This window comes from Microvirga puerhi (assembly GCF_020089865.1).
Taxonomy (GTDB): Bacteria; Pseudomonadota; Alphaproteobacteria; order Rhizobiales; family Beijerinckiaceae; genus Microvirga; species Microvirga puerhi.
Genome location: NZ_JAIRBM010000011.1, coordinates 56270 through 79023, shown reverse-complemented (window position 1 = coordinate 79023; position 22754 = coordinate 56270). Strand labels below are relative to the sequence as shown.

The following is a 22754-nucleotide window of genomic DNA, read 5'->3' as shown; positions in this document are numbered from 1 at the left end:
GCGTGCCCTATGTTGATGGAAGGCCGGTCTGGAGAGCCGCATGAAGACCCCCGATCCCGATCATCCGATCACGATCAGCCAGAACCCACATCGGATCAGGGTGGTGCTCGGAGGCTTCATCGTCGCCGAGACCACCGAGGCTCTGACCCTCCGGGAAGGCTCCCTCGAACCCATGCATTACATCCCTCGCAAGGATGCGCGGATGGACCTGATGGATCGGACGGATCACAAGACCCATTCCCCCTACAAGGGCGACGCGTCCTATTTCACGGTGACGGCGGGGGGATTGGTGCGGGAGAATGCGGCTTTGTCCTACGAGAAGCCGTCCTCGGCGGTCAGGGAGATTGCAGGCTATCTCGCCTTCTTCCCGAACCGCGTCGATGCCATTGAGGAATTCGCGGACTGAGGGATCCTTACGGCGATCGAGTCTCATGGCCGGTATAGGCGGCAAGATCACGACGCAGGCCTACAGCCATCAGCACTTCAGCCATGATGAACATCGGCCCGATGAAGGCCTGGAACAGGTTGTCCATGAGCGCGGGACGACGCCCTTCGAAGGCATGGCCGAGAAACTGGAGCGCCCAACCACCGATGAACAGGACGGCAAAGAGCGTCCACACCGCTCCCGCTCCGAGACTGTGCGTTATCGCATCTGCGACCAGCGCCATGACGATCACGACCACCGCCATGGCAAGCCCGACGGTCCGGTCGAGGGCGATCCATCCGAGCATGGCCAGGACCCCGACGATCCAGGCACCCGAGATCGTGAGCCCGCCGACGGATGGTCGCCACAGGCTCAAGATCAGTAACAGGGAGAAGACGATGGCCGGGATCCCGAGGAAATGCGTGGCGCGGTTGCGGTGGTCGCGGTGATAGCCGGAATAGGTTTCAAGCTGGCGCTCGAACAGGGTAGCCATGGACGTTCCCTCCGCGATTTTGCAAGAGTGTAGCCGAGAACTTGAGCAGGAAAAGGCCTCTTCTGTTGCGGACGGATTGTCGGAACGTCACAGTGCCGTCCCATCAACACGGGGCTTCCCCATGCACCTCCTTTGCCAAGACCATCCCGAAGTCCTGAGCCTCGATCTTAATGTCCTCGATGCCCGGCCGGGCGCCGTGCTCTTGGCGCAATCGCCGGTTTTTCCGGGCGGTGGTGGGCAGCTGCCCGACCGGGCCGTTCTCGCGTGGTCCGATGGGCAGGCGCCTGTCACCGCAGTGCGGATCGCCGAGAATGGCGCTTGGCATGAGATCGAAGGCGATGCGGAGATTCACGGCACGGTCCGTGTCACGGTCGATCCCGTGTTCCGCAGCCTCATGAGCGAGCTGCATACGCTCGCGCATGTCGCCAACAGCCTCGTCTATCGTGATTTCGGCGGCGCTCTGCTCACGGGGGCGCAGCTCTCGGCCGATGGGACGTTCCGGGTCGATTTCGACCTTCCCGGAGCTGATGCGGATCGCCTGCGCTGTCTCGATGCGGCGATCAACGACGTGATCCGGCAGGATCTCCCGGTCGGTGCGTTCCGCATGTCCTGGGATGAGGCCGCTGCGGTGCCGGGCCTGTTTCGCAGCAAGGCCGTGTCGCCACCGCGCGGATCTGACGGACAGGTCCGTATCGTGGAGATCCGCGATCTCGACCGGCAGGGATGCGGCGGCACGCATCTCGTATCTACGGGGGCGGCCCGCCCGGTCACCATTCTGAAGGTCGACAACAAGGGCCGGCAGAACCGGCGCATCAAGGTCGGTTTCGCGACCTGATCGCTATGCTTCGACGGCAGGTTTGCGGCGTCCGCTGAAGGTCACGAGCGCCACGCCCGAGAGGATGACGGCGCCGCCGAGACATTCGCGCGCGCCGAGATGCTCGTCGAGGAAAAGGACGGCGAGCAGCGCCGTCCACACGGGCAGGAGATAGCCGACCATCGAGGCCCGGGTCGGGCCGGCGCTGCGGATCATGCGCATGAACATCAGCATCGGTACTGCCGTCGCGATGATGCCGAGAGCGAGCAGAGGGCCCAGATGCGAGGGGACGACCGCGAAGGCTCCGGGACCGGAGATGATCAGCGCCAGGATCGTGGCTGGAATGCCTGAGCAGACCTGCTGGCCGAGCGCCAGCCGGGACGGATCTGCCCGCTTGATCGTCCGGACGTAGAGATTGGCAGTCGCATAGCTCAACGTGACCGCCACCATGGCGAGGGAACCCATCGGGCTGATCCCGCTCTCCGGGAAGGCCGCCGGCCCGATGAGAATTCCCATGCCCACGAATCCTACGAGCACGCCGAGGAAGCGCCGACGCGTCAGCCGTTCGTCTGCAAACAGCAGATGGGCGATGACGGCGACGATGAGAGGCCCGGCCGCCTGCACCATGGCCGCGGAGGCGGTGGTGATCTGTGTCAGCGCGTAGGACACGAGGACATTGGGAGCCCAGCCGTTGAAGGTGCCGAGAAAGAGCCAGTCCTTCAGCTCCTCGGGGCGGGGCAGCAGCGCCTTGCCCTGGAGCTTGAAGAAGATGGCGAGGGAGGATGCGCCGAGAAGCCCGCGTACGGCGGCGATGACGAAGGGACTAGTGTCGCCACTGAGCTTGATGAAGAGGAAGCCGCTTGCCCACAGGATCGAGCAGCCGAGAAGACTCGATATCAGGAAACCCTGGGTTACGGGTGGAAGAGGCGTGGCTGCGGCCGATTCCGAGGATGACATGGCGGGAGGCTCAGGCGCCGAGGAGATCGATCAGGAACGGGATGAGCGGTTCGTCCGCCGGCGGCATCGGATAGGCGCGCAGCTCATGCGGCCTGACCCATTTCAAGGTCTGTCCTTCGAGCGGCTGCACGAAGCCTTCCCAGCGGCGGCAGATGTAGAGCGGCATCAGGAGATGAAAGCTCTCATAGGCGTGGCTCGCGAAGGTGAGGGGGGCAAGGCAGGCCTCCTTGACCGTGATGCCGAGTTCTTCGCGGAGCTCGCGGATCAGCGACTCCTCCGGGCGCTCGCCGGGCTCCAGCTTGCCGCCCGGGAACTCCCACAGACCCGCGAGCTGCTTGCCCTCCGGCCGCTGCGCCAGAAGGATCCGGTTGTCCGTGTCCACGAGGGCGACGGCGACGACGAGGGTGAGCTTGAGAGGAGGCACGTCTGGTCGTCCGGTTGGCTGATCGGGATCAAGGAAGGAATTGAGCGATCCTCTCCAGAAGTCGAGGAAGCGTGTGCGCTCTAGCACAGGACAACCAAGCCATGAAGACCTCGCCCATTGCCGGGGCAGATCATCTTTACATGTTGTATCATTGCGATTGAGAAATCGCTAAGTTTCCTGCGGCTAAATTTCCTACGAAAGGTAGGTGTCTTATGGCAAAAATGAGTCTTGTTGTCGGAGCCGGCTTGCTAGGCTTGCTCCTGAGCGCAAGTGGAGCAAGTGCGGACGATTGCATGGTCCCTCCCATGAACTTCAATTCGCAGATCGCCGAGCTCGAAGGCCAATTGACTGTGAAGGCTGGGAAAGGGTGTGGCTTCGGTATCAGCGGTATCGACGGCGCCATCAACGAGGTGGTCATCACCCAGAAGCCGAAGGTGGGACTCGCGGGCGTGCGTGGAACGACGCCGTACTATGTCGCCAAGCCCGGCTACCAGGGAGCGGACGAATTCGCCTATGCGTATATTGGAACGAACCAGTATGGCGGACCGATGCGTGTGGTCATCAAGCGCAAGGTAACAGTCATTCCCTGACGATACGCCATCAGCTCCGGTAGTCGCCGTTGATCTCGACGTAGGCCTTGGTGAGGTCGCAGGTCCACACGGTGCCCTCGCCGCGGCCGAGGCCGAGATCCACGCGGATCGTGACCTCGTCGCCCTTCATATAGGCGGAGGTCTTGGCCTCGTCGTAGGCCTGATCGCGCGCGCCCTTGACGGCCACGCGGATGTCACCGAACCAGATCGCGAGCTTGTCGCGCTCCGCTGGTTCGCCGGCCTTGCCGACGGCCATGACGACGCGGCCCCAATTGGCATCCTCTCCGGCCACCGCAGTCTTCACGAGCGGGGAGTTGGCGATCGCCATGGCGATGCGCTTGGCCGATTGCGCGCCGGTGGCGCCCGTCACCTTCACGGTCACCAGCTTGCGCGCGCCCTCGCCATCGCGCGCCACTTGCTGGGCGAGATCGCAGAGGAGGCTTTCCAGTGCCTGCCGGAACTCCTTGAGGCGGCGGTCGCTCGGCAGAGACACCGTGGGCGCACCACGCTTTGCAGCTGCGCCGGTGGCGAAGAACAGCAGCGTATCCGATGTGGAGGTATCGCTATCGACGGTCACGCAATTGAAGGTCTTGTCGGCGCCCTTCTTCAGGAGAGCCTGCAGGACGGGCGCAGCAAGAGGCGCGTCCGTGAAGATGAAGGAAAGCATCGTGGCCATGTCGGGAGCGATCATGCCGGCCCCCTTGGCGATGCCGTTGATCGTGACCTCGACGCCACCGATGGTGGCCGTCCGCGTCGCGACTTTCGGAAAGGTGTCCGTCGTCATGATCGCCTTAGCGGCGTCGACCCAGGCCTTGGGCGAGGCCTTCTGGGCGCATTTCTCCAGGACACCGGAAAACTTCGTAGCGTCCAGCGGCTCGCCGATCACGCCGGTCGAGGCGATAAAGACCTGTGAGGCGCGGCAGCCCGCAGCCTTGGCGGCGATATCGGCGGTCATCTTCACCGCCTCGGCCCCCTTCTTGCCGGTAAAGGCATTGGCGTTGCCGGAATTCACCACGAGCGCCCGGGCCGTGCCCTTTTCCAGGTTCTTGCGGCACCAATCGACCGGAGCCGAAGGGCATTTCGAGCGCGTGAAGACGCCGGCCACCGCGGTGTCCTTGCCGAGTTCCACGTAGAGCACGTCCGTGCGGTTCCGGTAGCGGATGCCCGCCTCTGCGGTCGCAATCCGCACGCCTTCGATTTCGGGAAGCGTCGGAAAAGTCTTGGGCGCGAGGGGCGAGACGGTCTTGGACATGGAGGTACCCACGAAGGTGGCAAGGAAGGCCTGAGAGACCGGCGACCTGTGGCTTTTCAAGGCTTTTTGTCAAGCCCGCGTTTCGTTGGGGAGGCGTCTTGGGGGAGGCGTCTTGGAACAACCGCAGCCGGAGGAACGGGGCGATAGACACGCCGTTGAGACCGGAACGGAAGAGGAGTTTCCGATGACCCGCAGCAAGCATCCGAAAACGACGGCGAGCGAACGTCAGCGCATCGACCAGCGCGCCGATCCCGGCATCGGTGCCTCGAAGGGGGCCTTCATGACGGGCGAAGATCCTCGCCTGATCGAAGGTGTCTCGACCTTCGAAGGTGACGTTGAGAACGATACGACGCGCGAAGGCGGCGTCGATCCGAACAAGCTCGGACGGACGAACAAGTGACGTAGGACTTGCGCCGCCGCTTCCCCATCAAGAGAGCGATGGGCTCCGCCTACGAAAAGGGGCGGCCCGAAGGACCGCCCCATGTTGCCTCGATATCGTAAGATTTACTGCTTCTTCTGCTCGACGAGGTTGCCCTTGTCGTCCAGCTTCTCGATCTTGGCATCCTTGCGCAGGCCGACGATGAGGTCCTGCTGGGCCTTGCGCTCGAGATAGGCGTTTACCTGGTCCTTCATCTCCTCGAAGGACGGGACCGGCTTATTGCGCTTCTCTTCAACCTTGATCACATGCCAGCCGAACTGGGTCTTGATCGGATCGGAAATCTGGCCGGGTTCGAGCTTGAACGCGGCTTCCGCGAAGGGCTCGACCATCCGGTCCTTGGTGAAGAAACCGAGATCGCCGCCGTCCGACTTGGAGCCCGGATCCTTCGACAGCTCATTCGCCACCTTGGCGAAGTCCTCGCCGCCTTTCACGCGGGCGGCCGCCTTCTTGGCGTCCTCCTCGTTGTCCACGAGGATGTGCCGGGCATGGACCTCCTGCTCCGGCGTCATGGTCTTGGCGGTCTCGTCGTAGAGCTTCCTGGCGGCTTCCGGCGTGACCGACTTGCGGGCCTGCTGGTCGAGATACTCGTCGAGGAGGGTCTTGTCCCGGGTATAGGCGAGCTTGCGGGCAACCTCCGGGCTGTCGCCGACCTTGGCGGCTTCCGCCGCCTTGGCGCCGAGCTTCAAGTCGATGAGATAGCTCGTCAGGAGCTCGCGCTTCTGGTCGTCGGGGATGCTGGGAAGCTGCAGGGCGGGGTCCGCCGCGGCCACTGCGATATCGGCCTCCGTGATGTCCTGGCCGTTGACGCGGGCGACGACCTTGTTGCTCTGCTGGGCGCCTGCGGCCGGGGCAGCAGCGGGTGCGGCACCCTGCGCCAGAGCCAGGCCCCCGGTCAGGGGCAGGGCTACGCCGAGCGCCAGAAGGCTCACGCGAAGCGATTTTGAAACTGACATGTCTGATCCTCTCATGGGATTCGCCCACAATCGCCTGGAGCGATGACCGAGTTCATTGCGGTTTGCAAGCAATAGCCTATCTATGGCACACCCCCGCCGGCCCGACTGACGGTCGACATGGGTTGCCGGAGTGAGCCTGGGAACTGTGCCGTCTTGGCGCAGTCTTTTAGATGCGCTCCTGCATAATTAAGTCTATAACGCGGCTCAAATTAACGTTTCTCCAGAATCCCAGAAGTCTGAAGGCTCTCGATGTTCGGAACACTCGCGAAGAAAATCTTTGGTTCGGTCAACGATCGCCGACTGAAGTCCTATCGGCCGAAGGTGGCGGCTATTAACGCGTTGGAGCCCGAGCTCGAAGCCCTCACCGACGACCAGCTCCGCGCCCGGACTGAGGAATTCAAGGCCCAGCTCGCGGCCGGCAAGACCCTGGACGACATTCTGGTTCCCGCCTTCGCCACGGTCCGCGAGGCCGCCAAGCGGACCCTCGGCCAGCGCCACTTCGACGTTCAGCTCATCGGCGGCATGGTCCTCCATGAAGGCTCCATCTCCGAGATGCGGACCGGTGAAGGCAAGACCCTTGTGGCAACCCTGCCGGTCTACCTCAACGCCCTCGCTGGCAAGGGCGTCCACGTGGTGACAGTCAACGACTATCTCGCCCGCCGTGACGCCGAGTGGATGGGCCAGATCTACCGCTTCCTTGGCCTGTCCGTCGGCGTGATCGTCCACGGCCTCGACGATGTCGAGCGTGCTCAGGCCTATGTGGCCGACATCACCTACGGCACCAACAACGAATACGGCTTCGATTATCTGCGCGACAACATGAAGTACGAGATGGCGCAGATGGTCCAGCGGGGCCATAACTTCGCGATCGTCGACGAGGTGGACTCGATCCTCGTCGACGAAGCCCGTACGCCGCTCATCATCTCCGGTCCCCTGGACGACCGCTCCGAGCTCTACAACGCCATCGACGTGGTGATCCCGCGTCTGAGCAAGAGCGACTATGAGGTCGACGAGAAGCAGCGCACGGTGGCGCTCACCGAAGGAGGCACCGAGAAGATCGAGGACCTTCTGCGCGAGGCGGGTCTCCTGACCGAGGGCGATCTCTACGATGCCCATAACGCCACCCTCGTCCATCACATGAACCAGGCGCTGCGGGCTCACACTCTCTTCCAGCGCGACAAGGACTACATCGTCCGCAACGGCGAGGTGGTGATCATCGACGAGTTCACCGGCCGCATGATGCAGGGCCGACGCTATTCGGAGGGCCTGCACCAGGCCCTCGAAGCCAAGGAACGAGTCCAGGTCCAGCCCGAGAACCAGACCCTCGCTTCGATCACGTTCCAGAACTACTTCCGCCTCTACGACAAGCTCGCCGGCATGACCGGTACGGCCGCGACCGAGGCGGACGAGTTCCTGGAAATCTACAATCTCGAAGTGGTCGAGATTCCGACCAACCGGCCCGTCGCCCGCATCGACGAGGACGACGAGGTCTATCGGACCGCCGATGAGCGCTACAAGGCGGTGATCCGGGACATCGAGGCTTCGGCCGCTCGCGGGCAGCCGATCCTCGTCGGCACCACGTCGATCGAGAAATCCGAATATCTCGCCGACCTGCTGATCAAGGACGGCTTCAAGCTCATCGATTTCGAGGACCCCCAGGCGCTCGAGCCTCTTTACAAGGCCGCTCGCGAAGGAAAGGCAACGAAGCATTTCGCCGTGCTGAACGCCCGCTTCCACGAGCAGGAGGCGTTCATCGTCGCTCAGGCAGGTGTGCCCGGCGCGATCACCATCGCGACGAACATGGCCGGCCGCGGCACCGATATTCAGCTCGGTGGCAATGCCAAGATGCGCTTCGAGCGTGAGCTGGCAGGCGTCGAGGGCGAGGAGCGTGCCGCCAAGGAGAAGGCGATCCTCGAGGAGATCGCGGCCTTCAAGGAAAAGGCGCTTACCGCCGGCGGTCTCTACGTGCTCGGCACGGAGCGCCATGAATCCCGCCGCATCGACAACCAGCTGCGCGGCCGCTCGGGCCGTCAGGGCGATCCCGGCCGGTCCAAGTTCTACCTGTCGCTCCAGGACGACCTGATGCGCATCTTCGGGTCCGACCGGATGGACGGCATGCTCCAGAAACTCGGCCTGAAGGAAGGCGAGGCCATCATCCATCCGTGGATCAACAAGGCCATCGAGCGGGCGCAGGCGAAGGTCGAGGCGCGCAACTTCGACATCCGCAAGAACATCCTGAAATACGACAACGTCATGAACGACCAGCGCAAGGTCGTGTTCGAGCAGCGCAAGGAGTTCATGGCCGAGGAGAGTGTCCGCGACACCATCGACGAGATGCGCCGCGGCGTCATCGACGATCTCGTGGCCCGCACGATTCCAGAGCATGCCTATGCAGAGCAATGGAACGTCGCAGGCCTGAAGGAGGGCGTCGCCAACTTCCTCAATCTCGATCTGCCGATCGACGAATGGGCCAAGGAAGAGGGAATTGCTGACGACGAGATCCGCGAGCGCATCCACAAGGCGGCCGACGAGTCCTATGCCAAGCGCGTCGAGGAGAACACGGCCGAGGTGATGAACTACGTGGAGAAGCAGGTCCTTCTCCAGAGCCTCGACCATCTCTGGCGCGAACACCTGGTGACTCTCGACCATCTGCGTCAGGTCATCGGCTGGCGCGGCTATGCCCAGCGCGATCCGCTCAACGAGTACAAGTCGGAGGCGTTCGAGCTCTTCAACGATCTCGTCAGCCGCCTGCGCGAGCAGGTGACCGGGCAGCTCATGCGCATCCAGGTGGTGTTCCAGCAGCCGGAGCCCGAGACTCTGCCGCCGATGTTCGCCCAGCATCTCGACCCTGCCACTGGCGAGAACGAGTTCGATCTGGCCGCCGCCGGCTCTGCTCTTGGCTTTGTCGCTTCCGCCGCCAGCGGAGCCACGCAGGCTCGCGATCCGAACGATCCCTCCACCTGGGGGCGCGTCGGCCGCAACGAACCCTGCCCCTGCGGATCGGGCAAGAAGTTCAAGCATTGCCACGGGCAGTTCGTGGCCTGATATCGGCCTTCGGAAACGAAACGATGAGAGCCCGGCCCGCGCCGGGCTTTTTGTTTCGGTTCGTCACAGCGCAGCCGGTCTGGCGATTGGCTTCCATTCCTGCCAGGATTTGGCAACATCATCTGCCAAGATAACCTGTGTCCCGCACCGAACGTCTCCTCGACCTCATCCAGATTCTGCGCCGGCACCGGATGCCGGTCAGCGGCAGGGTGTTGGCTGATGAGCTCGGCGTGAGCATCCGCACTCTTTATCGGGATATCGCGACGCTTCAGGCGCAGGGCGCCGGGATCGAGGGCGAGGCCGGGATCGGCTACATCCTGCGGCCCGGCTTCATGCTTCCGCCGCTCATGTTCTCAGAGGAAGAGATCGAGGCGCTTGTCATAGGCTCCCGGTGGGTAAGCCAGCGTGGCGATGAACACCTTGCAGCGGCCGCCCGCAATGCGCTGGCGAAGATTGCCGCCGTGCTTCCGGAGGATCTGCGCAACGATCTCGACGCCTCGACGCTCTTGATCGGGCCAGGGCCGACTTTGATGACAGGCGATGTGGATCTCGGCGTTCTTCGCAAGACAATCCGCAGCGAACGGAAGCTCGACATTGTCTATCGCGATGAGGGCGGGGTGGAGTCGCGTCGCACCGTTTGGCCCTTTGCGCTCGGGTTCTTCGACAGGGTTCGTGTCCTCATCGCCTGGTGCGAGCTGCGTCAGGGTTTTCGTCACTTTCGGACCGACCGGATCGCGGCCATGGAGCCGCGGCCGGAACGCTATCTACGCCGCCGCATGGCTCTTCTGAAGGCGTGGCGGGAGGCGGAAAACATTCGATCTCCATGAGAGCCGCCTTCGAGAACAATCTTCGGCGCAGCCAAAGAGAAGCCGGAATGCGCGCTGCTGCCAAAAACTGACAGCAGCGCCTCCTATGGTGGTTTCGCATCACCAGGGAGACCATCGATGTCGCAATCACACTACATCCTTCTGTTCGTCGACAGCCCCGAAAAAAGCGCCGGCTTCTATACGGACCTTCTGGGATCCGAGCCCATCGAAGCCTCTCCTACCTTTGCCATGTTCGCCCTCAGTCCCGGCCTCATGCTCGGCCTGTGGTCGCGTCACACGGCCGAGCCGAAGGTCACGGCCTCGCCGGGGGCCAGCGAAGTCGCATTCTCGTTTGGAGATGAAGAAGCGGTGCTGGCCACCTACACCCGATGGACGGGGCGCGGAGTCGCCATTCTTCAAAAGCCCACGACGATGGATTTCGGAGTGACGTTCACGGCGTTGGATCCGGACGGACATCGCCTGCGCGTTTTCGCGCCCGCTGGCGCCTGAGGAGCGGACCATGGGGAACCAATGGCTCGCAGTTGCCTGCGCTACGCATGTCCGGCGTGGCCGGGCAGCAGGTTTCATGCAGATCTGTCACGGCAAGGCATCGCCTCTACGCCGCATTCGGCCCGGCGACGTCGTCGTCTACTACTCGCCAACGGTTACCTTCCAGGGCGGAGACCGCCTGCAAGCCTTCACGGCGATCGGAATCGTTGCGGATGGTGAACCTTATCAGGTCGATATGGGCGGAGGGTTTCATCCCTATCGACGCGATGTTCAGTGGCTTCCAGCGGTGGAGGCGCCGATCCTGCCGCTCCTCGACACGCTCCATCTGACGGCCGGCCGTCGCAATTGGGGCTATCAGCTCAGGTTCGGGCTCCTGCCTCTGACCGAATGTGACATCGGTCTGATCGCCGCCGCCACGGGTGCGGTCTTGCCTGAAGTAGCAGGGAAGCTTCGGCCGTGGTTGCAGGACGAACCTGTGCCTTGAAAACAAAAAGCCCGCCGTCAACGGCGGGCCTTTCGAAGTGTGTGGCTTTGTGGCGGCTCAGTTGACGGCCGCCGCGACGTTGATCGGGCTCGTCACCTGCGCCTTACGTTGCGACGTGGCAGCTGGCGGCTTCTGGGCCGGAGCATGTGCAGTCTCCGCGGCCGGCTGGGCCGACGAAGAGCTGAAGAGATCGCCGATGCCGTTGAACATCCGCTTGTAGAACGGCGTGTCGGAGCTGTTCGCGGCGGAGGTCGGGGCCGCAGGCTGTGCGGCCGCTGGAGATGCGGTACCGACCTTCGCTGTTGGTGCCGCTGCTGGCGCGGTCACCTTGGCTGGGGCAGCAGGCATCCGATCTTGATTCATGGAAGCGAAGGCGAGAGCCGTCGACGGCGTCTCGACCTTGGCCTTGCCGGTAGTCTCGTCGAGAGCGACCTGCTGCGGTCCGGAGGACAGCCCCTCCGGGCGGCTGACAGCGCCGAACTTTCCGCGGGCATCGACCACCAGCGAGCCGTCCGTGTCGACCGCGTTGGCGAGGGCCGAGCGGAACGACTCGTGCGAGTCGCCGTCATGATAGACGAGCTTCACCGGCTTCTCGCCGTGCGCCACGAGGTCTGCGACGTCCTGCTCGTCCTTCCGTTGCTTCTCGTCGATGGCCGCAACGGCGTTCTCGCCCGAGGCGATGAACTGATAACGTCCGCCGGCCACGCTCACCCGCGGCTCTTCCTTCGTCACGTCGAAGTAGTCGGACCCTTCCTTCAGGTTCTTCCAGAAGCCGATATTGGGATCGAGCCGATGCTGCGCCAGGTTCTGGGCGGTCATGCGGAAAGGATAGGCCTGGAATTGGAAGCCTCGTTGGCCGCTGGCGAAGGCCTCTCGGGCGATGGCGTAAATTTCCGCGATGTTCTGGTCCGTCATGGCGAAGCAGCCCCGCGACGAGCAGGAACCATGCACCATGATATCGCCGCCGTTGCGCCCGAGCGACCGGTCGAAAGCGTTCGGATAACCGGTGTCGAACGACAGGTAATAGGCGGAGTTGGGGTTCATCTGCGACGGCGTCACCGTGTAGAAGCCTTCCGGCACCTGCCGGTCGCCTTCCCGCACCTTGGGACCGAGCTGGCCCGACCAGCGGCAGATCGGATAGGTCTTGAGAAGCGCGTAGCGGCCGTCCGTGCCGCGCTTCCAGATCTCCATCTCCGATTCCTTCTTGAAGGCTCGGATCAAAATGGGATCGTTCTTGGACATCCCCTTGCTCGACATGAGCGCCATGGTGGCAGCCGGAATCGGCGTCAGGTGGCGCGTGGAGCTTCGGGAGAAGCCATCATCCTGGCAGGCGGCGAGCGCGAGCGTCAGGCTCGCGGCCAATACGACACGCTTGATCATAGGGGACCCCGCAATTTTTTTGATCCGCCCGGGCTGCCCGAACGGTTCCCCGATAGGCCTAGATTGTTAGCCTTAACTTGAGCTTACCGCAAGCGCTGCCGTTACGGAGTTATAGTGAACGGAATGTGCCTCCGATGCACCACGGGGCGCCGGCATCCACCCCGTCTTCTCAACCGCGCTTTCCGCTCCGTCGGGCCAGCGCATGGTCGATCAGAACGTCCATCAGCTCGCGTTGGGAAAGACCCGCGGCCTCCCACAGCTTGGGATACATGCTGATGGCGGTAAACCCAGGCAGGGTGTTGATTTCGTTGACGTAAATCTCGTCCTGATTGGTCGGATCGACGAAGAAATCGACCCGGGCCAATCCTTCGCAGCCGAGTACGCGGAAGGCCTCGAGAGCGAGTTCGCGGATCCGGTCCGTCAATGCCGCATCGAGATCCGCCGGAATGCGCAGGTCCGCGCCCGAGTCGTCCTCATACTTGGCGGTATAGCTGTAGAATCCGTGGCTCTGCGCCGGGGCGATCTCGCCCAGCGGAGACGCACGCAGTTCGCCGGCCGCCCCCTCCAGAATCGAACACTCGATTTCCCGGGCGCCCGAGACGCTGCGCTCTACCAAGATCTTGGAATCGTGCTGAAAAGCCAGATCGCAGGCAGTCTCGAAGGTTGCGGCGGAGCGGGCCGGAGAGACGCCGACGGAGGATCCCATATTGGCGGGTTTCACGAACAGGTCGGAGCTGCCGAGGATCGCGCTCGCTGCCTCGTAATCCATGCGCGTGCGTTGCGTCATGGACAGAAAGGGAACAACCGGAAGGCCGCTGTCGCGCAACAGCCGCTTGGCGATATCCTTGTCCATGCAGGCGGCCGAACCCATGATTCCCGAGCCGACATAGCCGACATTTGCGAGTTCCAAGAGCCCTTGGACGGAGCCGTCTTCGCCGTTCGGTCCGTGGAGGACCGGGATGACGACATCCAGACGCACAGTCTCGGAATTCCCGTGGATAGCGATCAGATCGCCGTCGCTGCCAGGGAGGAGTACGACTTCCGGGGCATGAGAGGGGATTTCGAGAGATCTCGCGTCGGCAGCCGCCGAATTGCCAAGGAACCACCGCCCGTCCCGGCGGATGCCGATGGGAACGATGTCGTATTTCGACGGATCGAGCGCGCGAAGAATGTTCGCAGCGGACATTCTCGAAACGTCGTGCTCTGCCGAACATCCGCCGAACAAAAGCCCGACCGTTCTACGCGCGTGATTCATCGTTCATCCTCCGGTCTATTCTGCAGTAAGGCCGGAGAGGTTGAAACCCTGTTAAAGGGCTGCCTTACAGCTTGCGGCCGATATTGAGGAATTTCTCCGCCCGATGGTCGCGCAGCTCCGCCGGGCCCATATTGCCGAGATCGGTGAGGGCTTCCTCGATGGCGCTGCCGGCTGCGGCAATGGCGGCCTGCGGATCCCGGTGCGCACCGCCCATCGGCTCGGACACGATCCCATCGATGACGCCGAGGCGCAGGAGATCCTGGGCGGTGATCTTCATGTTGGTCGCTGCGTCCTGGGCACGGGCCGCATCGCGCCAGAGGATCGAAGCCGCACCCTCGGGAGAGATGACGCTGTAGATCGCGTGCTCCATCATGAGCACCTTGTTGGCCGTCGCGATCGCGATGGCGCCGCCCGATCCACCCTCGCCGATGACGAGGGCGACATTGGGAACGCCGAGGCCGAGCTGGCTCTCCGTCGACCGGGCAATGGCTTCCGCCTGGCCACGTTCCTCCGCCTCGATGCCCGGATAAGCACCTGCAGTATCCACGAAGGACAGCACCGGGAGGCCGAAACGGTCGGCCATTTCCATCAGGCGGACGGCCTTGCGATACCCCTCAGGGCGCGCCATGCCGAAATTGTGTCGGATGCGGGTTTCGGTGTTGTAGCCCTTCTCCTGGCCCAGAACGCAGACGGACTGGCCCTTGAACCGGCCGAAGCCGCCGACGATGGCCTCGTCCTCGGAGAACTTGCGGTCGCCGGCGAGCGGCGTGAAATCGGTGATGAGACCCGCGCAGTAATCGACGAAGTGGGGACGCTGCGGATGGCGGGCGACGAGCGTCTTCTGCCAGGGCGTGAGCTTGGCATAAAGGTCCTTCAAGGCATCCGCGGCCTTGGTTTCCAGGCGGTTGATGTCGTCGGCAATCGAGACGGCATCCCGGTTCTCGCCGAGGGCCTTGAGTTCTTCGACCTTGGCTTCCAGCTCGGCGACCGGCTTTTCGAAATCGAGATAACTGCGCATCAGACTCTAATGAAAATGAAAAACCGGCGCCGACCTTGTCGGTCCCGCCGGACCGCGCGGACACTGGCGATTTGGCGGCGCCAAGTCAAGGGAACGTCACGGTAAGGCCTGATCTCAGGGCCCGAAGAGCACCTGGTTCATGAGCCGTCCAGGCAGCAACGTGAAAAACCCGGTCACCACGAGACCCAGGAAAAACAGGCCCGTCATGGTCCGCTTATGCGAGAGGATGCGGCCGCGGCGGGCATGAAGAACGGCGAGCGGCAGGATCAGCAACGTGATCGCCGCAAGGATGTGGATAGGCCCGAAAGGCCCGACCTTCGGCCAGTGGGACCGGATGAACAGGGAGCTGAGCGCGACCCCTGCCATGAGGATCGTCCAGGTCCAGCCGACGACACGATGCGGAAGGGTGCCCTTCGGACGGAGCATCTGATGAAATCCTAGCCCGAGCGCCGCCAGGGCCGCACCGGCATGAAACAGGATCACGGGCGAGGCTGTCGCCGAAGGCGCGAGCGACATGGGAGGCGTCCTTCCGAAAGAGCAGCGGTAGATGTTGACAGCAGCAACATATGGAAGATGTTGATAGTGTCAACATAGAGGACAAAGAACACGGAGGCCGTCTGGCGAAATGGCGAAGGCACCGGAGGCGAAAGGGGCGATGGACAGCAAGGCAGGCCACATATCGGTGAACCGAGCGCCGGGAAAGGAAATCGCCGCCGCCGAGGATAGCCGCGATGCGACGCGCTACCACCATGGCGACCTGTGGCGCATGCTCATCGTCGCAGGGCGGGAGATGGTGGCCCTGTCCGGTCCCGATGCCTTGAGCCTGCGGGCTGTCGCTCGCAGGGCGAAGGTATCCCACAATGCTCCCTATCGGCATTTCGCAAGCCGAGAGGCGTTGCTGGCCGCAATCGCCGCGGCAGGTTTCGATGACCTGCGTCATGCGCTTTTGTCCGCTGCGGAACACACTCCGGAGGGCAGACTAACCGCGATGGGAAAAGCCTATATCCGCTTTGCGCTCGACCATCGGCCCGAATTCCAGCTGATGTTCGGTGGAAGCCTCGACAAATCCCCGTATCCGGAGTTGCGGCAGGCTGCGGCGGCGGCTTTCGAAGCCCTCCGGACAACGGCTGCGTCGGGCCAGGGCACCGGTGGCGATCCGGTGCGGGCCTGGGCTCTCGCGCATGGATTGGCTCATCTGGTGGCCGACCGGCAGCTCTCCTTGGAGGACGCCTTCGCGGCCCTCGATCGATAGAGTGAGGCTCAGCCGTCGCAGCCCGCGGCCCGCTTGAGGAGAAAGGCTCTTTCTTGCGCGTTCTGGGTGAGGGAGGCAGCCCTCTCGAACTCTTGCTTGGCCTCGCCGAGCCGGCCTGCTCGGAACAGAAAATCTCCTTTCGCGGCGGACAGCGGCGCATAGGTGCGTAACGCCTCGGTCTGCTCGATTTCATCGAGAAGCGTCAGGCCGGCCTCGGGGCCGAAGGCCATGCTGTAGGCAACAGCTCGGTTGAGATCGACCACTGGCGACGGCATGACCTCCTGCAGAGTGTCGTAGAGGCCCGCAATTCGCTTCCACTCCGTCTCTGCTGCCGTGTGAGCCCGCGCATGACAGGCGGCGAGGGCAGCCTGCAGTGCATAGGGTCCTTTTGCGCCGCCCAGGGCCTCAGCTCGGTTCAGGGCGGCAAGTCCCCGCTGGATCAGAAGCCGGTCCCATCGCCCGCGATTCTGCTCGGTCAGGGGAATTGGAGCACCGTCCGGACCCAGGCGGGCGGCGAGACGAGACGCCTGAAGTTCCATGAGCGCAAGCAAGCCAAAGACCTCGGGCTCTCCGGGCATCAGGCCGGCGAGAATGCGTCCCAGGCGTTGAGCCTCGGCGCATAGGATGGGACGAACCAGATCTTCCCCGATCGTGGCCGCATAGCCCTCGTTGAAGATCAGATAGATGACTCCCAGCACCGACGCGAGGCGCTCGCGTCGCTCCGGTCCGCGAGGCACCTCATAGGCCAGGCCGGCGTTGCCGAGTGTCTTCTTGGCTCGAACGATGCGCTGGGCGATGGTCGCTTCGTTGGAGAGGAAGGCGCGGGCGATCTCCTCCGTCGTCAGCCCGGCGATCAGGCGCAGGGTCAAAGCTGCCCGTGCCTCCGGCGAAAGGACCGGGTGACAGGCCGTGAAGATCAGGCTCAGAAGCTCGTCGCCGACATCGTCGTCCAGGGCCGCCTCGAGCGCCTCGACACCAGTCTCATGCGCGTCTTCGAGGTCGCGGCCGATCTCGGCATGCTTGCGCGCAAGCATCTTGTCTCTGCGGAATCCGTCGATGGCCCGACGCTTGGCCGCCGCCATCAGCCAGGCGCCGGGATTTTGGGGAATGCCGGCTTTCGGCCATTCGGACAGGGCGGTGACGAGGGCGTCCTGCGCCAGCTCTTCGGCAAGGTCGATGTTGCGCACCATCCGGGCCAGGCCCGCGATGAGCCTCGCCTGTTCGATCCTGAAGACCGTCTCGATCGCCTGATGGGTTTCCGTTGCCGCCACGTGCCCACTAAAGGGCTGGGCGCGGCGCAAGGCAAGTCACGGCAGCGATCGGTGCGCAGGTCCTGGCGGACGTGATTGCGTCGGACCGGAGGAGCGAGGACTGGAACCGTTGCGGCTCCAGTCCTCTCATTTGGCGTCAGGCTGGTTCCGTCTGCTGCCCTGCCATGGCAGCGGCGTCCATCCACATCGTCTCGAATACGTGGCCATCGGGATCCTCGAAGGTGCGGACATACATGAAGCCCATATCCTGGCGCTCACGGGTATCGGCCCTCCCGCCCGCGGTCGCCGCGGCTTCGACGATCGAATCGACCTCCTCTCGGCTGTCGCGCGACAGGGCGATCAGCATCGCCGCGGTCTTCTGCGTGTCGGTGATCGGCTTCGGCGAGAAGGTTGAGAAATGATCGTGGGTCAGGAGATGGAAGAAAATGGTATCGGACCAGACCATCGACGCTGCGTTCTCGTCGCTGAACTGCTCGTTCTTCTGGCATCCGATCGCCTGATAGAAGCGGGTCGAGGCCGCGAGATCCTCTACCGGCAGATTGATGAAGATCATTTTGGGCATTGTGCACCCCCTTTGGTTCGGCCCTGAACGCATGTCAGGACCTGTGTCAGAGACATTTCGGATATCGAGGCGCGGCGAGTGGCGGCCGCGCCCCGTATTCGCGAAGCGTCAGCGGTTGGCCGCCTTTTCCCGGGTCCGATCGTGCAGCTCGGCAATTTCCGGCGTCACAGCCTCGCCGAAATCGGCCATCTCGTAGATCGGACGGATTTCGATCTCGCTGGGGCCGAGCATCGGATTGGGGCAGCGCTTCACCCATTCCACCGCTTCGGCCATGTCCTTGACCTCCCAGAGCCAGTAGCCGGCAACCAGCTCGCGCGTTTCTGCGAACGGTCCGTCAACGACGGTGCGGCCCGGTCCATCGAAGGCCACGCGCTTGCCGAGCTTCGAGGGTTTGAGGCCCTCTCCACCCAGCATGATGCCCGCATTGACCAGCTCTTCGTTGTATTTGCCCATGGCTTCGAGAAGCTCGGTCGAGGGCATGATCCCCTCTTCGCTGTCCTTCGTCGCTTTCACCATCACCATCACGCGCATTGTCTCATTCCCTTTGTTCACGAAGGCCACACCAGCCTTACTGCCCACACGACGAACGAAGATCGGCGGAATCGACATCACGTCCAAAATTTTTTTTGCGGCTGGACGAAGTGCAGCCGGTGTCAGGCAATTTATCGCTTGGGAGCCAAAGGCTTGGGATCGATCCGGACGCGCGAAGCAGGCGCCGGGGCCGGTACGAAAACCGGAGTCGTTCGGGCCATGCGGCGGACGGTTCGAACCGCTCCGGGGCGGTAGAGCTGTTTCGTCGCTTCCACGATATGCAGGCCGGCGAAGGGCAGCGAGAAGCTGTGGCCGATCTGCTCCCAGGCCTGGGCGGTCTGAAGCAGAAAACGGTTGCGCAGGGGAGGGACATACAAAGTCTCGGCCCAGCCCTCGGGTGAAAACCATGTTTGGCGCATGAGGCTCTTGAGCTGTGAGCGGCTGTAGGGCTGGCCGTGGCCGAAGGGCGTCGTGTCCATGCGGGCCCAGAGACCGCGCCGATTCGGAGCGACCACGATGATCCGCCCGCCCGGTGTCAGGATCCGCCAGATTTCGTGAAGAAGCTCGGTCGGGCTCTCGACGGTTTCCAAGGCATGGACCACGAGCACCCGATCGATCGAGGCATCGGGCAACGGCATGATCAGAGGATCTACCAGAGCAGAGGCGGATGCGCCGGTGCTCGGCCAGTTCACGACACCCTGGCTTGCCGGCATGAAGGCAAGCGCCCGCTCGCAATCGGCGCGCATGGCGGTCAGGTAGGGAGATGCATAGCCAAGGCCGAGGACGCGCAAACCGGTCAGCGGCCCCCAGAAGCGCCCGATCACCCGGCCCACGAAGCGATGGGTGACGATGCCAAGGGGACTGGCGTAGAAGCTGCGCAGGTCCGTGATGTCGATGCTCATGCCAAGCCCGTTGCCCCGTCCGTCGACCCTATCTTCGAAACATCCGAACCTCCGCGCGGACGGGATCTGGTTTCCTTTGCGGACTGTCCCATGATAACCCGTGACGCATCAAGCCAAGGTCCCTCCATGTCGATCCAGATTCACGCCTTCCTTTGTCGCGAAGACAATATCGGTGCTCTCGTCCATGATCCCAAGACGGGCGCCTGCGCCGCCATCGACGCTCCGGAGGAGGGGCCGATCCTGAAGGCGCTTGAGCAGACCGGCTGGTCCCTGTCGGATATTCTCGTCACGCATCGGCACGCGGACCACGTGGCGGCGATCGCGCCCTTGAAGGAGCGCTTCGACTGTCGTGTGATCGCTCCCCTCAAAGCCGAGGACGCCGTTCCCGATGCCGACATGTTCGTGCGGGAGGGCGATTTCGTGCAGGTGGGCGACCTGCGGGCCGATGTCTGGGAAACGCCGGGCCATTGCGACGATCACGTGTCTTACTGGTTCGCGGCGGACCGGGTCATTTTCGCCGGCGATACGATCTTCACTTTGGGCTGCGGGCGCCTGCTGGAAGGAACATACCCGACTTTCTGGGCGTCGCTTCAGCGCATCGCGGCCCTGCCGGAGGATGCGCGCGTCTATAGCGGTCACGATTATACGCTCTCGAACGGGCGCTTCGCGCTGGCAGCCGATCCGGACAATGCCGCTCTGAAGGAGCGCATGAAGGAAGCGGAGGCTGCCAAAGCCGAGGGGCGTTTTCTCATTCCCTCGATGATCGGAGCCGAGAAGGCGACAAACCCTTTCCTGCGCGCCGACAGGCCCGAACTGGCGCGGTCGGTGGGAAAAGAGGGCGCGCCGCCGGTCGAGGTGTTCCAGGCGCTGCGCGAGTGGAAGAACCGGTTCTGACGATAAGGGATCGAGGACGGATCCTTCTCTACACACGACGCTTTTCAAAGCGGTGGAGGCCAGAGAGCGCGATATCATGAGCGACCACGATACCATTCTCAGTCTCGAGAGCCGACTCATGAATGCCTGGCCGGCCTTCGACTACCAGGCCTATGACGGATGGATCCTGCGTCTTGCCAACGGCTACAGCAAGCGGGCCAACTCCGCCACGCCGTTCATGCCGGATGCGAAGCTCGACGATAATCTGATCGATTATATGATCGTGCGGTTTCTCGATGCGAATGTCCGGCCGACCTTCCGACTCACTGGTCTCCAGGATTCATCCGTCGACGGAATGCTGAAGGCGCGTGGCTTCACGGAAATCGAGCCGACCTTCGTGTTGACCGCACCGATGAGCGGCGATTGCGAGCCAGACCCTGAGGTGATGATCGAGCCCCAGGTCTCGAAACGATGGGTACGCGAAGCGGCGCTGTCCTATGGCGGCGACAAGGCGGATGACGCCACGCTGATCCAGATCGTGTCACGCATCCGGCAGAAGGCCGCCTTCGCGACTCTCAGTCTGGACGAGCGCCCGGTGGCCTGGGGACTTGGTGTCGTCGAGCGCGGCTATGTCGGCCTTTACGACATCGTGGTCGCTCCGGACCTGCGCGGAATCGGGCTCGGACGCCGGGTCGTGGCGAGCCTGATGGCCTGGGGCTGCCGCGAGGGGGCGCATTCGGCCTATCTTCAGGTGCGCGAAGAGAACGAGATCGCGGTATCGCTCTATCGGACCCTCAACTTCACTCCGACCTATCGCTATACCCACCGGGTCATGCCCGGCGGAGCCTAGGGATGAGCGTTGCAACGAGGGCGCCGAGCACGATGAGCCCGCAGGACAAGGCGAGGGTGATCGAGGGTTCGGCATAGCCTGCAACGACGAGAAGCAGCGTCGAGAGGACAGGCGTCGCATAGGACGCGACGCCGAGGAGGCGGATGTCGCCGCGCTTCATGCCGATGTCCCAGACATAAAACGCCAGCCCCACCGGCCCCAGACCGAGGCCGAGAAGCGCCAGCCATTGCTGGGTCGATTCCGGCCAGACCGTGGTTTCAAAGAGCCAGTGGCATACGAGGCTCAAGCCTGAGGTCACGAGGCAGAAACCGGCGACCGCGTCCGTCGGCACTTCGCCGAACCGGCGCGACAGAACCGAGTATCCGGCCCAGATGAACGCTGCGATGAAGGCGCACAGATAGCCCGGCAGGTACTCCGTCTTCGCATCGAGGGCTCCCCGTCCTGCGATGAGCACGATCACGCCCGCGAAGCCGAGGAGCGCTCCGGCCACATGGGCACGGCGCAGGTGCTCCCCTGGAAGAAATGCGGAAAAGAGTACGATCAGCAGCGGCCAGAGATAGTTGATGAGGCCTGACTCGGCTGGCGGCGCCAGCCGCAGGGCCGCGAAGTAAAGGGCGTGATAGCCGAACAGCCCGCCGAGGCCGAGGGCCCAGACAACCGGCTTCTGATGCAGGGCCTTGAGCCCTTGGGGTCGCCGTATCCAGCTTGCGACCCCCACGAAGCCGCCGACGAGGAACGTCATGGCGGCGAGCTGGAACGGGGGGATCCGTCCGGTCGCTGCCGTAAGCAGGGCGAGAAGCGACCAGAGCAGAATGGCGGTGAAGCCGATCGAGGTGGCGGTGCGTGTCGTCATGAGGCGGGCATAAACGAAAGCTCTCCGGCTGGGGAGAGCTTTCGGGTGGCAGTCGGCGGCCGGAGGTGCTTTTTGCCCGTAAGCCTCCGTTAGGTCATGTACTGACCGCCATTGACCGTGAGGGTCGATCCCGTAACGAAGCCCGCATCCTCGCCGGCGAGGAACAGCACGCTGCGCGCGATCTCCTCCGCCTCGCCGAGCCGTCCCACGGGGATGAGCGGCAGGACCTTCGTCTTCAGAACCTCCTCCGGCACCGCCTGCACCATCTCGGTGGCGATATAGCCCGGAGCGATGACGTTGACGGTCACGCCCTTGTTGGCGTTCTCGAGCGCCAGCGCTTTGGCGAAACCGATCACGCCCGCCTTGGCGGCAGAATAGTTCGTCTGGCCCATCTGGCCTTTCTGACCGTTGATCGACGAGATCAGGATGATGCGGCCGAAACCGCGCTCGCGCATGCCTTCGATGACCGGGCGCGTGCAGGTGAACATGGAATCGAGATTGGTGCGCAGGACGATCGACCACTGGTCGAAGGTCATGCGATGGAACATCCCGTCGCGGGTGATGCCTGCATTGTTGACGAGAATATCGATCGGCCCGAACTCGGATTCGATGGTGCGGATCCCTGCCTCGCAGGCGGTATGATCGGACACGTCGAACTTGTAGACGGGAATGCCGGTCTCGGCCTTGAACTTCCATGCGGCCTCGTCGTTGCCGCCGTAATTTGCCACGACCGTATACCCGGCCGCCTTTAGCGCTCGTGAGATCGCAGCCCCGATGCCACGGGTCCCGCCCGTGACCAATGCAACACGCGCCATC

At 63.4% G+C, this 22754-nt stretch carries 26 protein-coding genes; 11 read left to right on the top strand and 15 right to left on the bottom strand.

Translation table 11 applies throughout. From position 1 onward, the window contains the following. The first annotated feature begins 40 nt into the window (after positions 1-40). Positions 41-406: a DUF427 domain-containing protein gene (locus K9B37_RS15405; protein WP_224314271.1), complete on the top strand. Its 366-nt coding sequence runs from the start codon at positions 41-43 to the stop codon at positions 404-406. A 7-nt stretch (positions 407-413) separates the two neighbouring features. Here K9B37_RS15405 and K9B37_RS15400 read toward each other — a convergent pair whose 3' ends face one another. Beyond that, a complete protein-coding gene (locus K9B37_RS15400; protein ID WP_224314269.1) occupies positions 414-917 on the bottom strand; it encodes an Mpo1 family 2-hydroxy fatty acid dioxygenase in 504 nt (167 codons plus the stop codon). A gap of 121 nt (positions 918-1038) precedes the next feature. Here K9B37_RS15400 and K9B37_RS15395 point away from each other — a divergent pair, with 121 nt between their 5' ends. After that, positions 1039-1752 (top strand): alanyl-tRNA editing protein, encoded by a 714-nt coding sequence (locus tag K9B37_RS15395; RefSeq protein WP_224314267.1) that lies wholly within the window; start codon positions 1039-1041, stop codon positions 1750-1752. A 3-nt stretch (positions 1753-1755) separates the two neighbouring features. Here K9B37_RS15395 and K9B37_RS15390 read toward each other — a convergent pair whose 3' ends face one another. Together K9B37_RS15390 and mutT are read right to left on the bottom strand one after the other, a co-directional pair. After that, on the bottom strand, positions 1756-2688 hold the full coding sequence (locus K9B37_RS15390) for a DMT family transporter (protein WP_224314266.1): 933 nt from the start codon (positions 2686-2688) through the stop codon (positions 1756-1758). 10 nt (positions 2689-2698) lie between these two features. Next, positions 2699-3112 (bottom strand): 8-oxo-dGTP diphosphatase MutT, encoded by a 414-nt coding sequence (gene mutT / locus K9B37_RS15385; protein ID WP_224314264.1) that lies wholly within the window; start codon positions 3110-3112, stop codon positions 2699-2701. A 293-nt stretch (positions 3113-3405) separates the two neighbouring features. On the opposite strand from mutT, the gene K9B37_RS15380 reads away from it, so the two are divergent. After that, positions 3406-3702, top strand: coding sequence for a hypothetical protein (locus K9B37_RS15380; RefSeq protein WP_224314262.1), 297 nt, complete (start codon positions 3406-3408; stop codon positions 3700-3702). A gap of 10 nt (positions 3703-3712) precedes the next feature. Here the strand turns inward: K9B37_RS15380 and argJ are convergent, their stop codons facing one another. After that, entirely contained in the window at positions 3713-4954 is a 1242-nt protein-coding gene (gene argJ, locus K9B37_RS15375) for a bifunctional glutamate N-acetyltransferase/amino-acid acetyltransferase ArgJ (RefSeq protein WP_224314260.1), read from the bottom strand. Between the two features lie 184 nt (positions 4955-5138). Here argJ and K9B37_RS15370 point away from each other — a divergent pair, with 184 nt between their 5' ends. Beyond that, entirely contained in the window at positions 5139-5354 is a 216-nt protein-coding gene (locus tag K9B37_RS15370) for a hypothetical protein (protein WP_224314258.1), read from the top strand. 104 nt (positions 5355-5458) lie between these two features. Here K9B37_RS15370 and K9B37_RS15365 read toward each other — a convergent pair whose 3' ends face one another. Further along, on the bottom strand, positions 5459-6346 hold the full coding sequence (locus tag K9B37_RS15365) for a peptidylprolyl isomerase (RefSeq protein WP_224314257.1): 888 nt from the start codon (positions 6344-6346) through the stop codon (positions 5459-5461). Between the two features lie 249 nt (positions 6347-6595). Between K9B37_RS15365 and secA the strand changes: the two genes are divergently transcribed. From secA to K9B37_RS15345, 4 genes are all read left to right on the top strand, one after another. Next, positions 6596-9391 carry a preprotein translocase subunit SecA gene (gene secA / locus K9B37_RS15360; RefSeq protein ID WP_224314255.1) on the top strand — a complete coding sequence of 932 codons (2796 nt, stop codon included), beginning with the start codon at positions 6596-6598 and terminating at the stop codon, positions 9389-9391. Between the two features lie 137 nt (positions 9392-9528). Beyond that, positions 9529-10218 carry a helix-turn-helix transcriptional regulator gene (locus K9B37_RS15355; protein WP_224314253.1) on the top strand — a complete coding sequence of 230 codons (690 nt, stop codon included), beginning with the start codon at positions 9529-9531 and terminating at the stop codon, positions 10216-10218. A gap of 117 nt (positions 10219-10335) precedes the next feature. Further along, positions 10336-10707 carry a VOC family protein gene (locus tag K9B37_RS15350; protein WP_224314251.1) on the top strand — a complete coding sequence of 124 codons (372 nt, stop codon included), beginning with the start codon at positions 10336-10338 and terminating at the stop codon, positions 10705-10707. Positions 10708-10717: 10 nt separating this feature from the next. After that, complete coding sequence (locus K9B37_RS15345; RefSeq protein WP_224314250.1) at positions 10718-11191, top strand: EVE domain-containing protein; 474 nt, start codon at positions 10718-10720, stop codon at positions 11189-11191. Between the two features lie 57 nt (positions 11192-11248). Here K9B37_RS15345 and K9B37_RS15340 read toward each other — a convergent pair whose 3' ends face one another. From K9B37_RS15340 to K9B37_RS15325, 4 genes are all read right to left on the bottom strand, one after another. Further along, a complete protein-coding gene (locus tag K9B37_RS15340; protein WP_224314248.1) occupies positions 11249-12571 on the bottom strand; it encodes a L,D-transpeptidase family protein in 1323 nt (440 codons plus the stop codon). 169 nt (positions 12572-12740) lie between these two features. Continuing rightward, positions 12741-13826, bottom strand: a complete 1086-nt coding sequence (locus tag K9B37_RS15335) for a D-alanine--D-alanine ligase family protein (protein ID WP_224314246.1) — start codon at positions 13824-13826, stop codon at positions 12741-12743. Positions 13827-13890: 64 nt separating this feature from the next. After that, a complete protein-coding gene (locus K9B37_RS15330) occupies positions 13891-14844 on the bottom strand; it encodes an acetyl-CoA carboxylase carboxyltransferase subunit alpha (RefSeq protein WP_224314245.1) in 954 nt (317 codons plus the stop codon). Between the two features lie 114 nt (positions 14845-14958). Continuing rightward, positions 14959-15360 carry a DUF2306 domain-containing protein gene (locus K9B37_RS15325; RefSeq protein WP_224314243.1) on the bottom strand — a complete coding sequence of 134 codons (402 nt, stop codon included), beginning with the start codon at positions 15358-15360 and terminating at the stop codon, positions 14959-14961. Between the two features lie 109 nt (positions 15361-15469). Between K9B37_RS15325 and K9B37_RS15320 the strand changes: the two genes are divergently transcribed. Then, positions 15470-16096, top strand: a complete 627-nt coding sequence (locus K9B37_RS15320) for a TetR/AcrR family transcriptional regulator (protein ID WP_224314241.1) — start codon at positions 15470-15472, stop codon at positions 16094-16096. 8 nt (positions 16097-16104) lie between these two features. On the opposite strand, the gene K9B37_RS15315 is transcribed toward K9B37_RS15320, so the two are convergent. The 4 genes from K9B37_RS15315 to K9B37_RS15300 all read right to left on the bottom strand — a co-directional run bounded on the left by K9B37_RS15315 (position 16105) and on the right by K9B37_RS15300 (position 19362). After that, entirely contained in the window at positions 16105-17367 is a 1263-nt protein-coding gene (locus K9B37_RS15315) for an RNA polymerase sigma factor (protein ID WP_224314404.1), read from the bottom strand. 136 nt (positions 17368-17503) lie between these two features. Then, entirely contained in the window at positions 17504-17929 is a 426-nt protein-coding gene (locus tag K9B37_RS15310; RefSeq protein ID WP_224314239.1) for a VOC family protein, read from the bottom strand. Positions 17930-18037: 108 nt separating this feature from the next. Continuing rightward, positions 18038-18460 (bottom strand): YciI family protein, encoded by a 423-nt coding sequence (locus K9B37_RS15305; protein WP_224314402.1) that lies wholly within the window; start codon positions 18458-18460, stop codon positions 18038-18040. Positions 18461-18591: 131 nt separating this feature from the next. Then, positions 18592-19362: a class I SAM-dependent methyltransferase gene (locus K9B37_RS15300; protein WP_224314237.1), complete on the bottom strand. Its 771-nt coding sequence runs from the start codon at positions 19360-19362 to the stop codon at positions 18592-18594. Between the two features lie 126 nt (positions 19363-19488). Here K9B37_RS15300 and gloB point away from each other — a divergent pair, with 126 nt between their 5' ends. Together gloB and K9B37_RS15290 are read left to right on the top strand one after the other, a co-directional pair. Then, the gene (gene gloB, locus K9B37_RS15295; RefSeq protein WP_224314400.1) at positions 19489-20256 is read left to right on the top strand and encodes a hydroxyacylglutathione hydrolase; all 768 of its coding nucleotides are present in this window, start codon (positions 19489-19491) and stop codon (positions 20254-20256) included. Positions 20257-20332: 76 nt separating this feature from the next. Further along, positions 20333-21085, top strand: a complete 753-nt coding sequence (locus K9B37_RS15290) for a GNAT family N-acetyltransferase (protein ID WP_224314235.1) — start codon at positions 20333-20335, stop codon at positions 21083-21085. Here the strand turns inward: K9B37_RS15290 and yddG are convergent. Together yddG and phbB are read right to left on the bottom strand one after the other, a co-directional pair. After that, complete coding sequence (gene yddG, locus K9B37_RS15285; protein ID WP_224314234.1) at positions 21066-21938, bottom strand: aromatic amino acid exporter YddG; 873 nt, start codon at positions 21936-21938, stop codon at positions 21066-21068. The genes K9B37_RS15290 and yddG overlap by 20 nt on opposite strands. Before the next feature lie 89 nt (positions 21939-22027). Next, complete coding sequence (gene phbB / locus K9B37_RS15280; protein ID WP_224314232.1) at positions 22028-22753, bottom strand: acetoacetyl-CoA reductase; 726 nt, start codon at positions 22751-22753, stop codon at positions 22028-22030. Position 22754: the final 1 nt, after the last annotated feature.

Coding starts and splice junctions, on each gene's coding strand:
- K9B37_RS15380 (WP_224314262.1), top strand. CDS start 3,406: ATGGTCCCTCCCATGAACTTCAATTCGCAGATCGCCGAGCTCGAAGGC.
- phbB (WP_224314232.1), bottom strand. CDS start 22,753: ATGGCGCGTGTTGCATTGGTCACGGGCGGGACCCGTGGCATCGGGGCT.
- K9B37_RS15310 (WP_224314239.1), bottom strand. CDS start 17,929: ATGCCCAAAATGATCTTCATCAATCTGCCGGTAGAGGATCTCGCGGCC.
- secA (WP_224314255.1), top strand. CDS start 6,596: ATGTTCGGAACACTCGCGAAGAAAATCTTTGGTTCGGTCAACGATCGC.
- yddG (WP_224314234.1), bottom strand. CDS start 21,938: ATGACGACACGCACCGCCACCTCGATCGGCTTCACCGCCATTCTGCTC.
- K9B37_RS15320 (WP_224314241.1), top strand. CDS start 15,470: ATGGCGAAGGCACCGGAGGCGAAAGGGGCGATGGACAGCAAGGCAGGC.
- K9B37_RS15365 (WP_224314257.1), bottom strand. CDS start 6,346: ATGTCAGTTTCAAAATCGCTTCGCGTGAGCCTTCTGGCGCTCGGCGTA.
- K9B37_RS15400 (WP_224314269.1), bottom strand. CDS start 917: ATGGCTACCCTGTTCGAGCGCCAGCTTGAAACCTATTCCGGCTATCAC.
- K9B37_RS15290 (WP_224314235.1), top strand. CDS start 20,333: ATGAGCGACCACGATACCATTCTCAGTCTCGAGAGCCGACTCATGAAT.
- K9B37_RS15325 (WP_224314243.1), bottom strand. CDS start 15,360: ATGTCGCTCGCGCCTTCGGCGACAGCCTCGCCCGTGATCCTGTTTCAT.
- K9B37_RS15395 (WP_224314267.1), top strand. CDS start 1,039: ATGCACCTCCTTTGCCAAGACCATCCCGAAGTCCTGAGCCTCGATCTT.
- K9B37_RS15370 (WP_224314258.1), top strand. CDS start 5,139: ATGACCCGCAGCAAGCATCCGAAAACGACGGCGAGCGAACGTCAGCGC.
- K9B37_RS15345 (WP_224314250.1), top strand. CDS start 10,718: ATGGGGAACCAATGGCTCGCAGTTGCCTGCGCTACGCATGTCCGGCGT.
- K9B37_RS15350 (WP_224314251.1), top strand. CDS start 10,336: ATGTCGCAATCACACTACATCCTTCTGTTCGTCGACAGCCCCGAAAAA.
- K9B37_RS15390 (WP_224314266.1), bottom strand. CDS start 2,688: ATGTCATCCTCGGAATCGGCCGCAGCCACGCCTCTTCCACCCGTAACC.
- gloB (WP_224314400.1), top strand. CDS start 19,489: ATGTCGATCCAGATTCACGCCTTCCTTTGTCGCGAAGACAATATCGGT.
- K9B37_RS15330 (WP_224314245.1), bottom strand. CDS start 14,844: ATGCGCAGTTATCTCGATTTCGAAAAGCCGGTCGCCGAGCTGGAAGCC.
- K9B37_RS15405 (WP_224314271.1), top strand. CDS start 41: ATGAAGACCCCCGATCCCGATCATCCGATCACGATCAGCCAGAACCCA.
- argJ (WP_224314260.1), bottom strand. CDS start 4,954: ATGTCCAAGACCGTCTCGCCCCTCGCGCCCAAGACTTTTCCGACGCTT.
- K9B37_RS15340 (WP_224314248.1), bottom strand. CDS start 12,571: ATGATCAAGCGTGTCGTATTGGCCGCGAGCCTGACGCTCGCGCTCGCC.
- K9B37_RS15305 (WP_224314402.1), bottom strand. CDS start 18,460: ATGCGCGTGATGGTGATGGTGAAAGCGACGAAGGACAGCGAAGAGGGG.
- K9B37_RS15335 (WP_224314246.1), bottom strand. CDS start 13,826: ATGAATCACGCGCGTAGAACGGTCGGGCTTTTGTTCGGCGGATGTTCG.
- K9B37_RS15300 (WP_224314237.1), bottom strand. CDS start 19,362: ATGAGCATCGACATCACGGACCTGCGCAGCTTCTACGCCAGTCCCCTT.